At 63.6% G+C, this 15,169-nt stretch carries 17 protein-coding genes; 7 read left to right on the forward strand and 10 right to left on the reverse strand.

Annotated elements, in window-relative coordinates; translation table 11 throughout:
- Positions 1 to 15: 15 nt before the first annotated feature.
- From NLY37_RS16975 to NLY37_RS17010, 8 genes are all read right to left on the reverse strand, one after another.
- Positions 16 to 1,401: an NAD(P)/FAD-dependent oxidoreductase gene (locus tag NLY37_RS16975; RefSeq protein ID WP_023740980.1), complete on the reverse strand. Its 1,386-nt coding sequence runs from the start codon at positions 1,399 to 1,401 to the stop codon at positions 16 to 18.
- Between the two features lie 50 nt (positions 1,402 to 1,451).
- Positions 1,452 to 2,567 carry an ABC transporter ATP-binding protein gene (locus tag NLY37_RS16980; RefSeq protein ID WP_023686365.1) on the reverse strand — a complete coding sequence of 372 codons (1,116 nt, stop codon included), beginning with the start codon at positions 2,565 to 2,567 and terminating at the stop codon, positions 1,452 to 1,454.
- Positions 2,564 to 3,361, reverse strand: coding sequence for an ABC transporter permease (locus NLY37_RS16985; RefSeq protein WP_023740979.1), 798 nt, complete (start codon positions 3,359 to 3,361; stop codon positions 2,564 to 2,566). Before NLY37_RS16985 ends, NLY37_RS16980 begins: the two co-directional genes overlap by 4 nt.
- Positions 3,361 to 4,233 (reverse strand): ABC transporter permease, encoded by an 873-nt coding sequence (locus tag NLY37_RS16990; protein WP_023740978.1) that lies wholly within the window; start codon positions 4,231 to 4,233, stop codon positions 3,361 to 3,363. Before NLY37_RS16990 ends, NLY37_RS16985 begins: the two co-directional genes overlap by 1 nt.
- Before the next feature lie 22 nt (positions 4,234 to 4,255).
- Positions 4,256 to 5,332: an extracellular solute-binding protein gene (locus NLY37_RS16995; RefSeq protein WP_023728389.1), complete on the reverse strand. Its 1,077-nt coding sequence runs from the start codon at positions 5,330 to 5,332 to the stop codon at positions 4,256 to 4,258.
- A 37-nt stretch (positions 5,333 to 5,369) separates the two neighbouring features.
- Positions 5,370 to 6,023 carry a helix-turn-helix domain-containing protein gene (locus tag NLY37_RS17000; RefSeq protein ID WP_027049833.1) on the reverse strand — a complete coding sequence of 218 codons (654 nt, stop codon included), beginning with the start codon at positions 6,021 to 6,023 and terminating at the stop codon, positions 5,370 to 5,372.
- Between the two features lie 90 nt (positions 6,024 to 6,113).
- Positions 6,114 to 6,383 (reverse strand): hypothetical protein, encoded by a 270-nt coding sequence (locus NLY37_RS17005; protein WP_023740977.1) that lies wholly within the window; start codon positions 6,381 to 6,383, stop codon positions 6,114 to 6,116.
- Between the two features lie 520 nt (positions 6,384 to 6,903).
- Positions 6,904 to 7,203, reverse strand: a complete 300-nt coding sequence (locus NLY37_RS17010) for a putative quinol monooxygenase (RefSeq protein WP_023691739.1) — start codon at positions 7,201 to 7,203, stop codon at positions 6,904 to 6,906.
- 123 nt (positions 7,204 to 7,326) lie between these two features.
- On the opposite strand from NLY37_RS17010, the gene flhA reads away from it, so the two are divergent.
- The 7 genes from flhA to NLY37_RS17045 all read left to right on the forward strand — a co-directional run bounded on the left by flhA (position 7,327) and on the right by NLY37_RS17045 (position 12,874).
- On the forward strand, positions 7,327 to 9,414 hold the full coding sequence (gene flhA / locus NLY37_RS17015; protein ID WP_023740976.1) for a flagellar biosynthesis protein FlhA: 2,088 nt from the start codon (positions 7,327 to 7,329) through the stop codon (positions 9,412 to 9,414).
- The gene (fliR, locus tag NLY37_RS17020) at positions 9,411 to 10,163 is read left to right on the forward strand and encodes a flagellar biosynthetic protein FliR (protein ID WP_023740975.1); all 753 of its coding nucleotides are present in this window, start codon (positions 9,411 to 9,413) and stop codon (positions 10,161 to 10,163) included. Before flhA ends, fliR begins: the two co-directional genes overlap by 4 nt.
- A 1-nt stretch (position 10,164) precedes the next feature.
- Positions 10,165 to 10,548 carry a hypothetical protein gene (locus tag NLY37_RS17025; RefSeq protein WP_023740974.1) on the forward strand — a complete coding sequence of 128 codons (384 nt, stop codon included), beginning with the start codon at positions 10,165 to 10,167 and terminating at the stop codon, positions 10,546 to 10,548.
- A gap of 419 nt (positions 10,549 to 10,967) precedes the next feature.
- On the forward strand, positions 10,968 to 11,387 hold the full coding sequence (locus NLY37_RS17030) for a rod-binding protein (RefSeq protein ID WP_502882111.1): 420 nt from the start codon (positions 10,968 to 10,970) through the stop codon (positions 11,385 to 11,387).
- Positions 11,388 to 11,400: 13 nt separating this feature from the next.
- Entirely contained in the window at positions 11,401 to 11,817 is a 417-nt protein-coding gene (locus NLY37_RS17035; RefSeq protein WP_023740972.1) for a hypothetical protein, read from the forward strand.
- A 28-nt stretch (positions 11,818 to 11,845) separates the two neighbouring features.
- Entirely contained in the window at positions 11,846 to 12,394 is a 549-nt protein-coding gene (locus NLY37_RS17040) for a hypothetical protein (protein ID WP_023683275.1), read from the forward strand.
- A gap of 195 nt (positions 12,395 to 12,589) precedes the next feature.
- Positions 12,590 to 12,874, forward strand: coding sequence for an SCP2 sterol-binding domain-containing protein (locus tag NLY37_RS17045; RefSeq protein ID WP_023695725.1), 285 nt, complete (start codon positions 12,590 to 12,592; stop codon positions 12,872 to 12,874).
- A gap of 69 nt (positions 12,875 to 12,943) precedes the next feature.
- On the opposite strand, the gene NLY37_RS17050 is transcribed toward NLY37_RS17045, so the two are convergent.
- Together NLY37_RS17050 and odc2 are read right to left on the reverse strand one after the other, a co-directional pair.
- Entirely contained in the window at positions 12,944 to 13,615 is a 672-nt protein-coding gene (locus NLY37_RS17050; RefSeq protein WP_023740971.1) for a GNAT family N-acetyltransferase, read from the reverse strand.
- A 147-nt stretch (positions 13,616 to 13,762) separates the two neighbouring features.
- Positions 13,763 to 14,896 (reverse strand): ornithine/lysine decarboxylase, encoded by a 1,134-nt coding sequence (gene odc2, locus NLY37_RS17055; protein ID WP_023671923.1) that lies wholly within the window; start codon positions 14,894 to 14,896, stop codon positions 13,763 to 13,765.
- Positions 14,897 to 15,169 lie beyond the last annotated feature (273 nt).

The following is a 15,169-nucleotide window of genomic DNA, read 5'->3' on the forward strand; positions in this document are numbered from 1 at the left end:
TGAGAACAAATGGCTTTAGTGGCCGGTGATGCTGTCGGCCAACGCGGCCAGCTTCGAGGTGCGCGCAAGCCCTGCCGCCTCGCGGCCATCGGCAATGCGATAAAGCTGGTACATCGAATGCACGCCCAGCCAGCGGAAGGGCTCCGGTTCCCATGGCCTGACCTTGCGGTTGACCCAGGGCAGCTTCGTCAGCTCGGTGTTTGCCCCGAGAACAAGGTCAGCCAGCGTGCGCCCTGAAAGGTTGGAGCTGGACACGCCGAGGCCGACATAGCCGCCGGCCCAGCCGATGCGGGTCGCGGGATCGAGGCCGACCGTGGTGCACCAGTCGCGCGGCACGCCGAGCACGCCGCACCAGGCGTGATCGATGCGGCATCCCTTGGTCTGCGGCAAGAGCGTCGTCAGGATCGTGTGCAGCTGGTCGATCGTGGCCTGCTGCGTCTGGCCGTTGACGTCGGTGCGCGAGCCGTAGCGATAAGGCACGCCGCGTCCGCCCATCGTGATGCGTCCCTCACGCGTGCGCTGGGCATAGCAATAGGCATGCGCCGCATTGCCGAGCAGTTCGTGCCCTTCCCAACCGATGTCGCGCCACAGGTCGGCAGGCAGCGGCTCAGTCACGATCTGCGCGCTGTTGAGCGCCAGCCAGGTCCGCTCCTCGCCGGGGATGCCTGATGTAAAACCCTCGGTCGCGCGGATGATCGTCTCCGCCTGCACCGTACCGCGGTCTGTCGTCACGCTGCCCTTGGCGATGCTTGTCACCGTCGTCTTCTCATAGATCGGCACGCCCAGCCGCTCGACGGCATCGGCAAGCCCGCGCACCAGCTTGGCCGGCTGCACCCGCGCCTGGCCATGGACGACGAAGCCGCCCATGACGTTACGGATGTTGATGCGCGTGCGCGTTGAGGCGGCGTCCAGCATCTCGACGCGGTTCGGGTCGACATCCCAGGAACGGATCGTCTCGCATTCTTCGCGCACGCGCTCCAACTGCGCTGCGTTGGTGGCCACCGTCAGATTGTCGACGCGGCGAATGTCGGCGTCGATGCCTTCCTCGGTCGCGACCCGGATCACTTCATCAACGCAGCCTGCCATCGCCGCCTGCATCGCCATCACGCCTTGGCGGCTCGATGTCTTGAGATATTTTTCGCGCGACCAGCTGAAGCCGCCCGACAGCCAGCCGCCATTGCGCCCCGAAGCGCCGAAGCCGGCAAATTTGCGCTCGACGATCACGACGCGCAGCGATGGCTTCGCCTTTTTCAGATAGTAGGCGGTCCACAGGCCGGTATAGCCGGCGCCGACAATGGCGACATCGGCCTCGATGTTTCCAGGCAAGGACGGGCGCGGAACGGGAACCGCCCCCAGATCCGCATACCAGAACGATATGTCGCCGTTGCGCTTGGCTTGCATGGAATGACTTTCAGATGGGATCAGGCCAGATGGGATCAGGCCAGATGGAATCAGGTGAGTGTGGTGTCGGCGCTTGCGTCGTCCGCGAGCAGCTTGGCATCGCTGCCGTCGAAGCAGAGCTCGACCTTGTCGCCGAGGCCAAAACTCTCGCCGGTCAGTGGTGAGCGCACGATCGCGGCCGAGCCGTCGGCGAGCTTAACTTCGTACTTCGATTCCGAGCCGAGATAGATGGCTTCCGCGATCGTCCCCGACAGGCGGTTGGCGCCATTGGCAGCACTTTGGCCGGCTCTTCGGATCGCGAGCTTTTCGGGACGCAGCAGCATCACCGGACTGGCTTCTCCCGACAGCTTACGCGGTACCGTCACCGTCTCGCCGGCGATGCTCAGCGCGGTGCTGTTGCCATCGCTGCGCGCCTTGCCGCGCAGCACGGTGGAATCGCCGATGAAGCGGCCGACGAACAGCGTTGCCGGCTCGTCATAGAGCTGGCGGCCGGTGCCGACCTGCTCGATGCGCCCGCGGTTGAACACGGCGATGCGGTCCGACAGCACCAGCGCCTCTTCCTGATCGTGCGTGACATAGACGAAGGTGGTGCCGAGTTCGCGATGGATGCGCTTGATCTCGAGCTGAAGCCATTCGCGCAGCTTCTTGTCGAGCGCGCCGAGCGGCTCGTCCATCAGGAGCAGCGGCGGGTCGAAGACGATGGCGCGTGCCAACGCCACGCGCTGCTGCTGGCCGCCCGACAATTCGCTGGGATAGCGATGCGCGAAATCGCCCATCTTGACCATGTCGAGCGCCCTTGCCACGCGTGTCTGCCTCGTCGCCTGGTCGACGCCGCGAAGCGTCAGCGGATAGGCGACGTTGCGGCCGACGCTCATATGCGGGAACAGCGCGTAATGCTGGAAGACGACGCCGATGTTGCGCTTGTGCGCCGGCACGCCGACGACGCTTTTTTCCCCGACCAGAAGCTTGCCGCTGGTGACATCGGTGAAACCGGCAATCACGTTGAGCGTCGTCGTCTTGCCCGAGCCGCTGGGGCCGAGCAGCGTCATGAACTCGCCGGGCTCGATGCGCAGCGACACGCCGTCCAGCGCCTTGAAGCCGCCATAGGCCTTGCTGATCGCTTCGAGATCGATCGCCGCGCCCTTGCTTGTCGGCTTCGGATTCATTGGCGTCCTTTCCGCTCGCGGCCAAGAAGGAGCATGCCGCCGCCGATCAGGACCGTGGTCGCGAAAAGCAGGATCGTGCCGACAGCCGCCACCGTCGGATCGGCGTCGCGCGTGATCGAGGCAAAAATCTGCACCGGCAATGTCTTGAGATAGGGGTTCGTGATGAACAGCGACACGACAATCTCGTCGAACGAGGTGGCGAAAGCGAACAGCAGGCCTGAGAGCACGCCCGGCGCGATCAGCGGCAGCGTCACCGTGCGAAACGTGGTCAGTGCGCCGGCGCCCAGGCTCGCGGCGGCTGTCTCCAGCCGGCGGTCGAACACTTCGAGACTGGCCGAGACCGCGATCAGCACGAAGGGCAGCGCAAGGATGGTGTGGGCCAGCACGAAGCCGAGCAGCGTGCCGACGAGCTGCGTGTCGAGATAGACGGCATAGATGCCGATCGCCAGCACCACGCCCGGCACCACCATCGGCGTCAGCATCAGCATACGCAAAAGGTTCGCCGGCCGCGCCTTCATGCGGTCGAGGCCGAAGGCGGCAAGCGTGCCGAGCACCGTTGCCAGGACGGCAACGATGGAGGCGACTTTCAGCGAGTTCAGGAAGCTGTTCGACCAGTCCGGATTGGTGGCGAAATTCTGGTACCACTGCCAGGAAAAGCCTTGCGGCGGAAACGCCAGCGATTTGTTTTCGTTGAACGACATCGGCACCACGACCAGCGTCGGCGCCACCAGCCATATCGCCACCAGCAGGCAGACGAGCCCGAGAAGAACGCGGGTGAGCGGCTTCATCTCCATCAGCGCCGCCCCGCTTCCCGATGACTGGACCGCATCACAGGTGCTGCCAGCGCCAGCAGCACGAAGGTGGTGACCAGCAGAACGACGCCCATGGCGCCGCCCCTGCCCCATTGCAGCAGGCTGAGCACCTGCGTCTGCACCAGCGTCGACAGCATGGTCGAGCGCGGGCCGCCGAGCAAAGCAGGCGTGATGTAGAAGCCGAGCGACAGGATGAAGACGATGATCGCGCCGGCATAGACGCCGGGCAGCGACAGCGGCAGATAGACGGTGAAGAACGCGCGCGACGGCCGCGCACCGAGGCTTTGCGCCGCACGCATCAGCCAGAGGTCGATGCCTTGCATCACGGAATAGAGCGGCAGGATCATGAACGGCAACAGCACCTGCGCCATGCCGATGACCACGCCGGTCTGGGTGCGGATCAGCTTGACGCCGCCGAACCCGACCGAGCGCAGCAACGAATTGATGACGCCCGAATCCTGCAGCAGGATCACCCATGACAGCGTTCGCACCACACCACTCACCCAGAACGGGATCAGCACGCAAAGCACAAGCACCAGCCGGACGCGCGGCCCGACCGCGGTCATCAGATAGGCATAGGGATAGGCCGCGATGACGCAGACCAGCGTCACCCAGGCCGAAATGACGAAAGTCCGCTGCAGCACTGTCAGGTTGACCGGCGCGCCGAAGAACCAGGCATAGTTCTGCAGCCCCCACTCAGGTTCCGACAGGCTGCGCAGCACGATGGTGAGCAGCGGATACCCGATCACCGCGACGAGCAGGATGAGCGCCGGCGCCGTGAGCGCGAACGGCCGCCATGCCCGACCCGGCCGCGCATGGGCGGCGGGTTGGGCGATGGGTTCGGACGCGCTCACGGCCTGGCTCTCACTTGGCTGTTCAGTTGCCTGCCATCAGCGCCGACCACTTCTCCTGCGCCACCGGGAAGTTCTCGACCCAGAACTTGATGTTCTGCTTGTAACCCTGCTTCTGGCGCTCGGGCGTGTTGGTCAGGAAGGCGGCGACCGACGCATCGACCTTGGGCTGCGCGTCATTGTTGATCGGCGTATAGGAGGTCTGCTGCGCCAGGATCTCCTGCGCCCCCTTGCCGAGATAGGCATTGAGCAGCGCATAAGCCGCATCCGTATCCTTGACGCCGACCGGAATGGTCATCTGGTCCATCACCACCAGCCAGTCCTGCCAGGCCGGCGCATATTTGGCGCCGTTCTTCACCGCCGTCATGGCACGTCCGGTCCACATCATCAGCATGTCGGCTTCGCCAGATTCGGCAAGCTGCTGCGACTCAGCGCCGGTCTTCCAATAGATCGTGTCGGGACCGAGCTTGCGGATGACATCGATGGCCTTGTCGATGTCGGCCGCCGTCATCGCCTTCGGGTCGCCGCCAGACGCCTTCAACGCCTGCTCCAGCAGGCCGCCCGTCGGGTCGCCCGAACCGTCGAGCGCGCGCGTGCCGGGGAATTTTGCCGTGTCGAAGAAATCGGCCCAGTTCTTGGGCGGGTTATCCCCATACTTCTCCTTGTTGTACATCAGCACGACGCCGTAGTTCATGGCCGGCACCGAGCATTCGCCGACCTGGCCCTCGGGCACCTTGGAGACGTCAAGCTTGCTGAAATCAAGCTTCTGGAACAGCTTGCCGCAATAGACGTAAGGCGGTAGGTCGGCGGTGTCGACGACGTCCCAGGTGACGTTGCCGGATTCGACCTGCGCCTGCAGCTTGGCGATCTCTGTCGGCCCGTCATTGAGCAGCGTGGCGCCGGACTTTTCGACGAACTCCTTGAGCGCGGCGGCCTGGCCGTCCTGGTAGATGCCGCCATAGGAGACGAGCGTCAGCGTCTTGCCCTTGAGCGAGCCTTCCTTGACCTCACCCGCGACAGGCTTTTCCTGCGCGAACGCTGCGGTTGCCAGAACGCCGAGCGCCAGCACGGCGCCAAGGCCAAGATGTCTTGTTTTCAGCATGATTATTGTTCTCCCATTTGACCCGCATGGATTGAACCTACCTGGCTGCGAGCGGTTTCCAGGCCCTGTATTGATCGAGTTCGGCGCGCACCGAAGTCGGTGGCGCAATGATCCACATCACCTCGGCTCGGCCACTGCCGATGTTCTCTGAGCGATGTGCTGTCGATGTCGCGTATTCGATGCTGTCGCCCTCTTCCAGCACATGCCTGACATCGCCGAGCGAAACCTCGACGATGCCGCGCAGCACGACGAGCATCTCGTGCGCGTCGCCATGGGTGTAGAGCGCTGGGCCGGTCGAGCCGCCGATTTCGAACTCGCCGACATAGACTTCCATGTCGCTTAAAGGGGGACGCGAGAGCAGCATCTTGCGGCAGCCGTCGCTGGGCGGCAGGCTCGGCCGCTCGCTGCGCAGCAAGACCCCGCGCTGCCCGGCGGCACTATCCTCGAACAGCATCGCCACGCTCACCCCAAGCGCCGAGGCCATCTGGTTGAGCGAGGCGGTGCTGGCGCCGGTCAGGCCGCGCTCGAGCTGGCTGATGAAGCTGGCGCTGGTCCCGGTCAGCTCGGCGAGTTCGCGCAGCGAAAGCCGCCGGCCGAGACGCAGGCTCTTCAGCCGCTGGCCCAGCATCTGATGGGCATGCGTCGCCGTCGAGGCGACGCCATTCTTGACCGGAGCCTGGTCGGTGCTCATCCCGTCTTTTTCTCCCACTGAACAATTTGTACAGTGACACTGTACACGTGGCAAGCGCCGAGTAGGGACATTTAAGATGCCGGCCGAGGCCTAGTCTTCGCCCGACAGGTCGCGCCGCGCCTTGTCGAGTTCCTCGGCGTAGCGCCGTATCAGATGGCCCTCGGTCAAAAGCCCGACAACGGCCCGGTTGTCGAAATTCTCGACCACCGCCAGTTCCTCCGCGACGGCGCGCTGGATGGTTTCGGCGGTGGACTGGACGTTCATGGTCGGCACCAGCACCGCATGCCGGAATTTGGCCGGCGCCAGCACCGGCGTCTCACCATCGAACGGATCGCTGTGCAGTTCGGCGACGATCAGCACGCCGACATAATGCCGGCTGCTTGCGGCGCCATTCTGGCGCTGAGGCGCAGTCAGGCTTGCCGCCCCGCTTCAATTCCCCGCGAGCGTGTCGAGGTATATGAGCGATCGCTTACGCAATCGACGCAGCTGTGTTATTTTTGGCCGTCTCCATTTCCCTCAAGGAGGAGAAGATGAGTGCGCGGGGATTTTTTTCATTAGCTGTTGGCATGATTTTTTTGAGCTCGTCTGCGGTGAGCAATTCAAGCATGGATATGCCGGTTAGGTCTGTTGTGTCACACCCGATGTCTCTTTTTTGGCGGGAGGCAATCCGGAAAACCAAAGCCGGCCGGCAAAGGAATTTATCCAGACTGCACAACAAGATGTTTGCTGTCCTGGCTACCCTTGGTATCGCAATTCGACGAACACCTGCTACGGCAGCTATGAAGACTGCCACGATACCGATGGCGGCGGATGGTCCTGCAGACAGGTCAACGCCTGCTAGACTTTCTTGGGCCTACGCCTTCTTGACTGTGCCCGGTCCTCAGATCGGCTTCGGCTCGCCGGCCTCGTAGAGCATGAGGTTGCGCTCGCCTATGCCGAGCGATGCCCAGCTCGCCCGCCAATCGGCGATGTGAGGCGAGCGGAAATGCGCGTCGAGCGCGGCCCTGTCGCTCCACACCTCGATTACATGGATGAGCCCGGCGTCGAGCACGTCCTGCGCGTAGGAGTATTCGATGCAGCCGGGCTCCGCCCAGCTGCCCAGTATCATGCGCCGCATGGCCGGCCTTGCCTCGTCGAGCCGTTCCGCCGGCAAGCGAATGGTGCCGATGATCACCAGCATGATCTCTCTCCTCAAGGCCTCTGTCGTCCTGGCAACTAACCAGTCCTCCCACCCTCGCGCAAGCTTGACCGGTTAGGCTCGAAGGGCTGTCGCGTGCTCGGCAGGCTTGTGATTGGGGACGACATGGCAGTCAGCGAAAGCTTAGCGACAGGAACAGTGGCCAAGAACGGCCGCGATGTCTTCTTCGCCATCGGCATCGTCATCATCCTGGCCGTGCTGTTCCTCCCGATCCCGGCCTTCCTCATCGACATCGGCCTCGCCTTCTCGATCGCATTGTCGGTGCTGATCCTGATGGTGGCGCTGTGGATCCAGCGGCCGCTCGATTTCTCGTCCTTCCCGACCGTGCTGCTCATCGCCACCATGTTGCGGCTGTCGCTCAACATCGCCACCACGCGCATGATCCTGTCGCATGGCAATGAGGGCACGCACGCCGCCGGCTATGTCATCGCCGGCTTCTCCAAACTGGTGATGGCCAGCGATTTCGTCATCGGCCTGATCGTCTTCATGATCCTGATCGTAGTCAACTTCATCGTCATCACCAAGGGCGCCACCCGTATTGCCGAAGTCGGCGCCCGCTTTACCCTCGACGCTATCCCCGGCAAGCAGATGTCGATCGACGCCGACCTGTCCGCCGGCATGATCGACGACAAGACAGCGCAACTGCGCCGCAGAGAACTCGAGGAAGAATCGTCCTTCTTCGGCTCGATGGACGGCGCCTCGAAATTCGTGCGCGGCGATGCCATTGCCGGCCTCATCATCACCGCCATCAACATCGTCGGCGGCATCGCCATCGGCTACATCAGGCACGGCATGGGCATGGGCGAAGCCGCCGATGTCTTCATCAAACTGTCGGTCGGCGACGGCCTGGTCACCCAGATCCCGGCGCTGATCGTTTCGCTCGCCGCCGGCCTGCTTGTGTCCAAGGGCGGCACGCGCGGCTCGACCAACCAGGCGGTGTTCGGCCAGCTCGGCGCGCATCCGCGCGCGCTCTATGTCGCGGCCTCGCTGCTCGTCCTGCTCGGCCTGATGCCCGGCCTGCCGTTCTTCCCGTTCTTCACGCTAGCCGCCGGCATGGCCGGCCTTGGCTACGTCATCCCGATGCGCGCCAACCGCGAGGCTGCCGCCGCCGAAGCGATCAAGGATCTGGAGAAGGCGAACAAGGTCGAGGAAGAGAAGAACTCGGTCAAGGCTTCGCTGACCACCGCCGAGATCGAGCTTCTGATCGGCAAGCAGCTGTCGACGCGGCTGCTGGTGTCGCATCAGGAACTGGTGTTCCGCATGGCCAAAATGCGCAAGAAGTTTGCCACGCAATACGGCTTCGTTGTGCCGGAAGTGCGCGTCGCCGACGATTTCGGCATTCCGCCGAAGAGTTATCAGATCAAGGTCCACGGCACCGTCGTCGCCGAATACCAGATGCGCGTCGGCGAGATCATGGTGCTGCTCGGCAACCGGGATTTGCCCGACGTTCCCGGCGAGGAAATCCGCGAGCCGGCCTTCGGCATGCGCGCCTTCTCGGTGCTGGAAACCTTCGCCGAGGATCTGAAGCGCGAGAACTATACCTTTGCCGACAACATGTCGGTGCTGCTCACGCATTTGTCCGAGGTGATCCGCAACAACCTGCCGCAGCTTCTGTCCTACAAGGACATGAAGGCGCTGCTCGAGCGGCAGGATCCGGAATACCGCAAGCTCGCCGACGAGATCTGCACCTCGCACATCTCCTATCCCGGCCTGCAGGCGGTGCTCAAACTGCTGCTGGCCGAACGCGTATCGATCCGCAACCTGCATTTGATCATCGAGGCTATCGCCGAGATCGCACCGCATGTGCGCCGCACCGAGCAGATCGTCGAGCATGTCCGCATCCGCATGGCCCAGCAGATCTGCGGCGATCTCTCCGAGGGCGGCATGCTCAAGGTGCTGCGGCTCGGCAACCGTTGGGATCTCGCCTTCCACCAGAGCCTCAAGCGCGACGCCAAGGGCGAGGTGCGCGAATTCGACATCGACCCGCGCCAGCTGGAGGAATTCGGCCAGGACGCGACCAAGGCGATCCGCAAGCATCTCGAGACCGGCGAGCGTTTTGTCCTCGTCACCGCGCCCGATGCTCGGCCTTATGTGCGCATGATCATCGAGCGCCTGTTCACGACGCTTCCCGTTCTCTCCCATGTCGAAATCGCCAAGGGCGTCGAGATCAAGGTGCTCGGGACGATCTCGTGAACATACTGTCGCAAGGCGTCGTCATCGCCGCCTTCCTCGCCTTCTGTCGCATCGGCGCCTGCTTCATGCTGATGCCGGGCCTGTCCAGCGCCCGCGTGCCGATCCAGGTTCGGCTGTTCGCGTCGATCGCCGCCACCGGTGGCCTGCTCGCCTTCCTGTGGGACAAGATTTTTCCCTTCGTCGATGCGCGTCCGCAGGTGCTGGCGCCGATGATCATTTCGGAACTTTTGGTCGGCGGGCTGATCGGCGCCATGACCAGGCTTTACATGGAAGGGCTGCGCTTCATGGGCTCGGCCATTGCCATGCTGATCGGCTATGGTGGCACCGGCGGCCCGGCGATCGAGGAGCCAGAGCCGCAGGCGGCCCTCGCCGCCATCATCTCGTTTTCAGCGTTGCTGCTGCTCTTCGTCTTCGATTTCGACCACGAGATCATCCGCGCTCTGGTCGCCTCCTACACGGTGGCGCCGGTCAACGTCTTCTTCAACCCGCAGGCCGCACTGGTCGATCTCACCGACACGGTGTCGGACGCCTTTTTCCTGGTCATCCGGCTCGGCAGCCCGTTCATCGCCTATGCCATCCTCGTCAATTTGACCATCGGCTTCGTCAACAAGCTGACGCCGCAGATTCCGGTCTACTTCATCTCGCTGCCTTTCGTCATCGCCGGCGGCATGATCATCTTCTACTTCGCCATCGGCACCATGCTGTCGCTGTTCGTCGACGGCTTTGTCGATCTGACGCTGGCGAGGTGAGATGAGCACGCGCAAGGAACGGCTGAAGAAACTGGTCAAGGTGCAGGAGCAGCTGAAGGCCCTGCACGAGACGCGCCATGCGGCCTTCCTGGCGGCGGCCGCAACCGCCGAGACCGAAGCCAGGGAACTTGTCCAGCATTTCGACGCCGATCAGTCGCTGGCGGTGCTGTTCCCTGACCTCTACCATCGCCGCATCGCCAATGCGCTGGTCCGGCAGGAAGCGAGCTTGGAAAGCGCCAGGCAGGAGGTCACGCTCATCGCCACTGCGACGGCGCGCACCAACATGGTCGAGCGCGCCTACAAGGACGTGCGCCGACAGGACGAACGCGAACGCTCCGACCGCGACCGGCTCGATCTGATCGCGCAGAAGCGCGGGCAGGAATAATCGAAAGTTAAAGCCGCGTCACTTGCGGACGGCGTTCGGTTTCGTTCCGTGCGGCGGGCTGTATTGGGTGTACGGCGCCATGTTCGGCCTCTGCGCCTACGCCACCTACGATCTGACCATGGCGACGCCGGCAGCGCCCACCGCAAACGACCAGATCGCATCGACCCAGCCGGACTTGCCGCTGCTGATAGCAATGGCCCAGCATCCGGCGAAGGATTTCAAACCGGCAAGCCTGCCACAAGCTTGTTGCGGCATGGTCGCTCAGGAAACCCGGCAAAGAGGCGGACTTTCTTGGCGATTTCTCCACCCAGCGACATCGTTCTCGATGTTGCCCGAGCCGTCGACCCGACGGATATCGAGGCTGCCCGTGCCGCGCTGGCCAAGCGGGCCAACGGCGTTGGCGGCGCCTTTTGGTCGACATGGCGGCTTCGGTGGATACCGGCTCGATCTTGTCGCGTGCCACGGCCGACAAGGCCGCGGCAGGCGCCGATCCCGCGGGAAAATTCAAGAAGTTCGAGGCCATGGTCTTGCAGACCTTCATCCAGAACATGCTGCCCAAGGACACAGAGGGCGTCTACGGCAAGGGGCTGGCCGGCGACATGTGGAAATCGCAGCTTGCCGAGCGTGTCGCCGACGTCATGGCCGAGCGCGGCGGGATCGGCATCGCCAAATCGCTGCTCGCCGACCACTACAAGGACGGCAAGCGAACCGGGCCGCACAAGACCGAGATCGACCAGCAGACCCGGCTGTCCACCTCGCTGGTCGAGGAATTGCAGCGCAAGGCCGCACGGTCGATGACCGGCGACGAGACGACCATCAAGACCGAAATCAAGATCTAGACCAGGATTTTCAATGGCCGATTTTTCAAAATACTCTTCCAACCTGCCGGCGCGTACGTCCGAAGCGCCGATCCCGTTTGCACGGCCGGGCAACCTTGCCGCCATCATCGGCCGCATCGAGGAAGCGGTCGAGGAAGAGACGGCCGGTTTGAAGAACGACACCAGCTATGACCTCAAGGCCTCCAACGCCCGCAAGAGCCGCTACCTCTATGAGCTGACCCGCGCCATGAAGGGCGCCAACGAGGTCGAATTCCTGGAACAGCATCGCGACAGTCTGGCGCGGCTGCGCCAGAAGCTCGCGAAAAACGAGGCTGCAATCCTCGCCCACCTAAACGCGGTCAACGAAGTCGCCACGCTGTTGAAGAACGCCATTCAGCGCGCCGAAGCCGACGGCACCTATTCGGCCGGCGAATTCGGTTGGGCGAGCTGATGATCTCGGCAACAGGCGGGAACAACCGGTGATCAAATTCATCGCTGCCGCGATCTGGATCTGCGCCGCCACGCTTGGCGCGGTGTTCTATTCGTTCCAGGCGGCCGGTGAGCGCGGCGTCGGCGAGACGCCGAAACCGATGCTGGGTGGCCTCGACTACGTCAAGACCGACATCATCTCGGTGCCGCTGATCCGCGATTCCAAGATCGACGGCTATTTCCTCACCAAGCTCGTCTACACGGTCGAGCCGGCCGAGATAAAGAAGATGTCGATCCCGGCCGAAGCGCTGATGACCGATCAGGTCTATTCCTATCTCTACTCCAATCCTCAGATCGACTTCACCAAGAAGGAAACCATCGATCTCGATGCCTTCCGCAAGGCCATACGCGACACCGTCAACGCCCGCGTCGGCGCCGACCTGGTGCATGAAGTGCTGATCGACCAGGTCAACTTCCTGACCAAGGACGAAATCCGCGACAACGCCATGCGCCGCCGCAAGGATCCGGCCACGCCGACCGAACCGGCCCCGGCGGAATCGGCCCAGGCCGAGGCGGCGAAGCCCGCTGCTGAACACTAACCTTCGTCGCAGGGCGAATGTTCTCTGCCGCATTCCTTCCGACTGAAACGAGATGACGCATCGCGCGTTGACGTTTACGTCAACTCGAAGCTATATGCGCCAAGCGACCAGGATCGCGGTACGCGCGAGACAGTGACTTCGGCGGAGGCCGGTCACTGAAGCGCGGCAAAACGCAACGAGACCAGGAGAACAGTCATGAGCGTTCAGGACATTGCCGAGAAGATGAGGTCGCGCGTGGCGAGCGCCGGGTTCGAACATTCCGTGAAGTTCGATACCGGCAGCAACGGCGTCATCGTCATCGACGGCGCGACCGTCTCAAACACCGATGCGCCGACCGACTGCACCATCAAGCTGTCGCTCGACGATCTGGATTCGCTGATCGCCGGCGACCTCAATCCGACCATGGCGTTCATGTCCGGCAAGATAAAGGTCGAAGGCGATATGTCGGTCGCCATGGCGCTCAGCCAGCTGATCGGCTGAGCCCTTCGCAAAAACAAAACGCCGCCCTCGCTGAAATGCAAAGGACCGGCGGCGTTTGTTTTTGACCAATCAGGCGGCCAGCGAGAGCCTCTGTGTCTTGAGCTTGCGACCTGCAGCCTTCAGCGTGCCATGCGCGCCGTCGAGCGCACCATCGATCAGTTCCAGCGCGAGCAGGCGGTGCCGCTCGTACGGACCAGGCATGGCTAGCGCGCCGGTCTTCTCCGCCGAAAAGCCGAAGCGACCGTAATAAGGCGCATCGCCGACCAGCAGCACCGCGGCATGGCCGAGACGCGCGGCCTCGGCCAAAGCATGGCGCATCAGCGCCGAGCCGATGCCGGCGTTCTTCAGCGCCGGATCGACGGCGAGCGGTCCGAGCAGAAGTGCTCCCGGGCCGCCCTCGCCCAGACGTACGTCCCACAGCCGCACCGTGCCGGCAACCGCGCCGGCGGCATCCCGCACGACAAAAGCGAGACCTTCGGAAGGCCGGCGGCCACGCCGCAGCTTCTCCGACGATTTCTTGCGCCGCATCGGCCCCATGGCGCGATCGAGCAACGCTTCACGCGATCCAATGTCTGCCGCAGTTTCGGCGACGACAACAATGGCGCGGGCAATCTCCCCCCTCGAGGGGGAGATGTCGCCGAAGGCGACAGAGGGGGTCGGCACGACCTGACGCGACACCGCGTCGTGGACGAGGGATGCCGGCGCTTCACGCGAGACGACCCCCTCTGGCCTGCCTGCCATCTCCCCCTCAAGGGGGGAGATTCCCACGGCACCGTCAATGTAATTTACAATGTCCATTTCCGCGATCCTTCACGAGCGGAGCTTGTTCCACAGGCGAACCCGGGCGGACGCAAACGTCCGCCTGGGGTGATCTGAAGGCCGAAGCCGTCAGATCACGTAGGATCGGAGAGGCTCGAAGCCGTTGAAGGCGACCGCCGAGTAGGTGGTCGTGTAGGCGCCGGTGCCTTCGATCAGCACATCGTCGCCGATGGTCAGCGACAGAGGCAGCGGATACGGCGTCTTCTCGTACATCACGTCGGCCGAATCGCAGGTCGGGCCGGCGAGCACGCAAGGTGCGGTCTCCGAACCGTCATGGCGGGTGACGATCGGATAGCGGATCGCCTCGTCCATCGTCTCGGCCAGACCGCCGAACTTGCCGATGTCGAGGAACACCCAGCGCACATTGTCGTTTTCGGCCTTCTTCGAGATCAGCACGACTTCCGACTTGATGACGCCGGCATTGCCGACCATGCCGCGACCCGGCTCGATGATGGTCTCAGGGATCGCATTGCCGAAATGCTTGCGCAGCGCCGAGAAGATGGCCTGGCCATAGGCCTGGGCCGCCGGCACGTCACGCAGATAGCGCGTCGGGAAACCGCCGCCCATATTGACCATCTTGAGGACGATGCCTTCATCGGCGAGCGTGGCGAACACCTTCTTGGCGTCGGCCAGCGCACGGTCCCACGCCGTCAGGTCGGTCTGCTGCGAGCCGACATGGAACGACACGCCATAGGCGTCGAGGCCGAGCGTCCTGGCATGGCGCAGCACGTCGACGGCCATCGCCGGCACGCAGCCGAACTTGCGCGACAGCGGCCACTCGGCGCCTTCGCCGTCGGTCAGCACGCGGCAGAACACGCGGGCGCCGGGAGCGACGCGGGCGATCTTGTCGACTTCCTCGACGCAATCGACGGCAAACAGCCGAATGCCGAGCTGGTAGGCGCGTGCAATGTCACGCTCCTTCTTGATGGTGTTGCCGAAGGAGATACGGTCCGCCGGCGCACCGGCGTCCATCGCCATCTCGACCTCGGCAACGGAAGCGGTGTCGAAGGATGAGCCCATCGCAGCAAGCAGGCGCAGGATTTCCGGCGCCGGATTTGCTTTCACCGCATAGTAGATCCGGGAATCGGGCAGCGCCTTTTCGAAGGCGCGAAAATTGTCGCGCACGACATCGAGGTCGACGACGAGGCAGGGGCCGGACGGACGTCGGGTGGCGAGGAAGTCGAGGATGCGCTGAGTGGCCATCGGGGTCTCTCCATTAACGCCTTGCGGCGCGCAATAAGGCTGCGGACGCGGGCTCTCGGCCTCGCGACGCGCGGTCAAACAAAGGCGGGACGGAAATTCATGGAACCAGCCGGTGGAGACCCCGGAACCATGAAACGCCGTCTCGCGGCGGTGAACCTTGGCCTTGCCCGGCCTCGGTTCGCTTTGTCTGCCTTGGCTTGGATGGGAGACCCGTCCGCACTGCCGGCAATGAAGGTGTGCCTCTTCAGTAACCCCGGTCTTTGGACGACCGGC

Origin of the sequence: Mesorhizobium sp. C395A, assembly GCF_030323205.1 — a bacterium.
GTDB lineage: Bacteria > Pseudomonadota > Alphaproteobacteria > Rhizobiales > Rhizobiaceae > Mesorhizobium.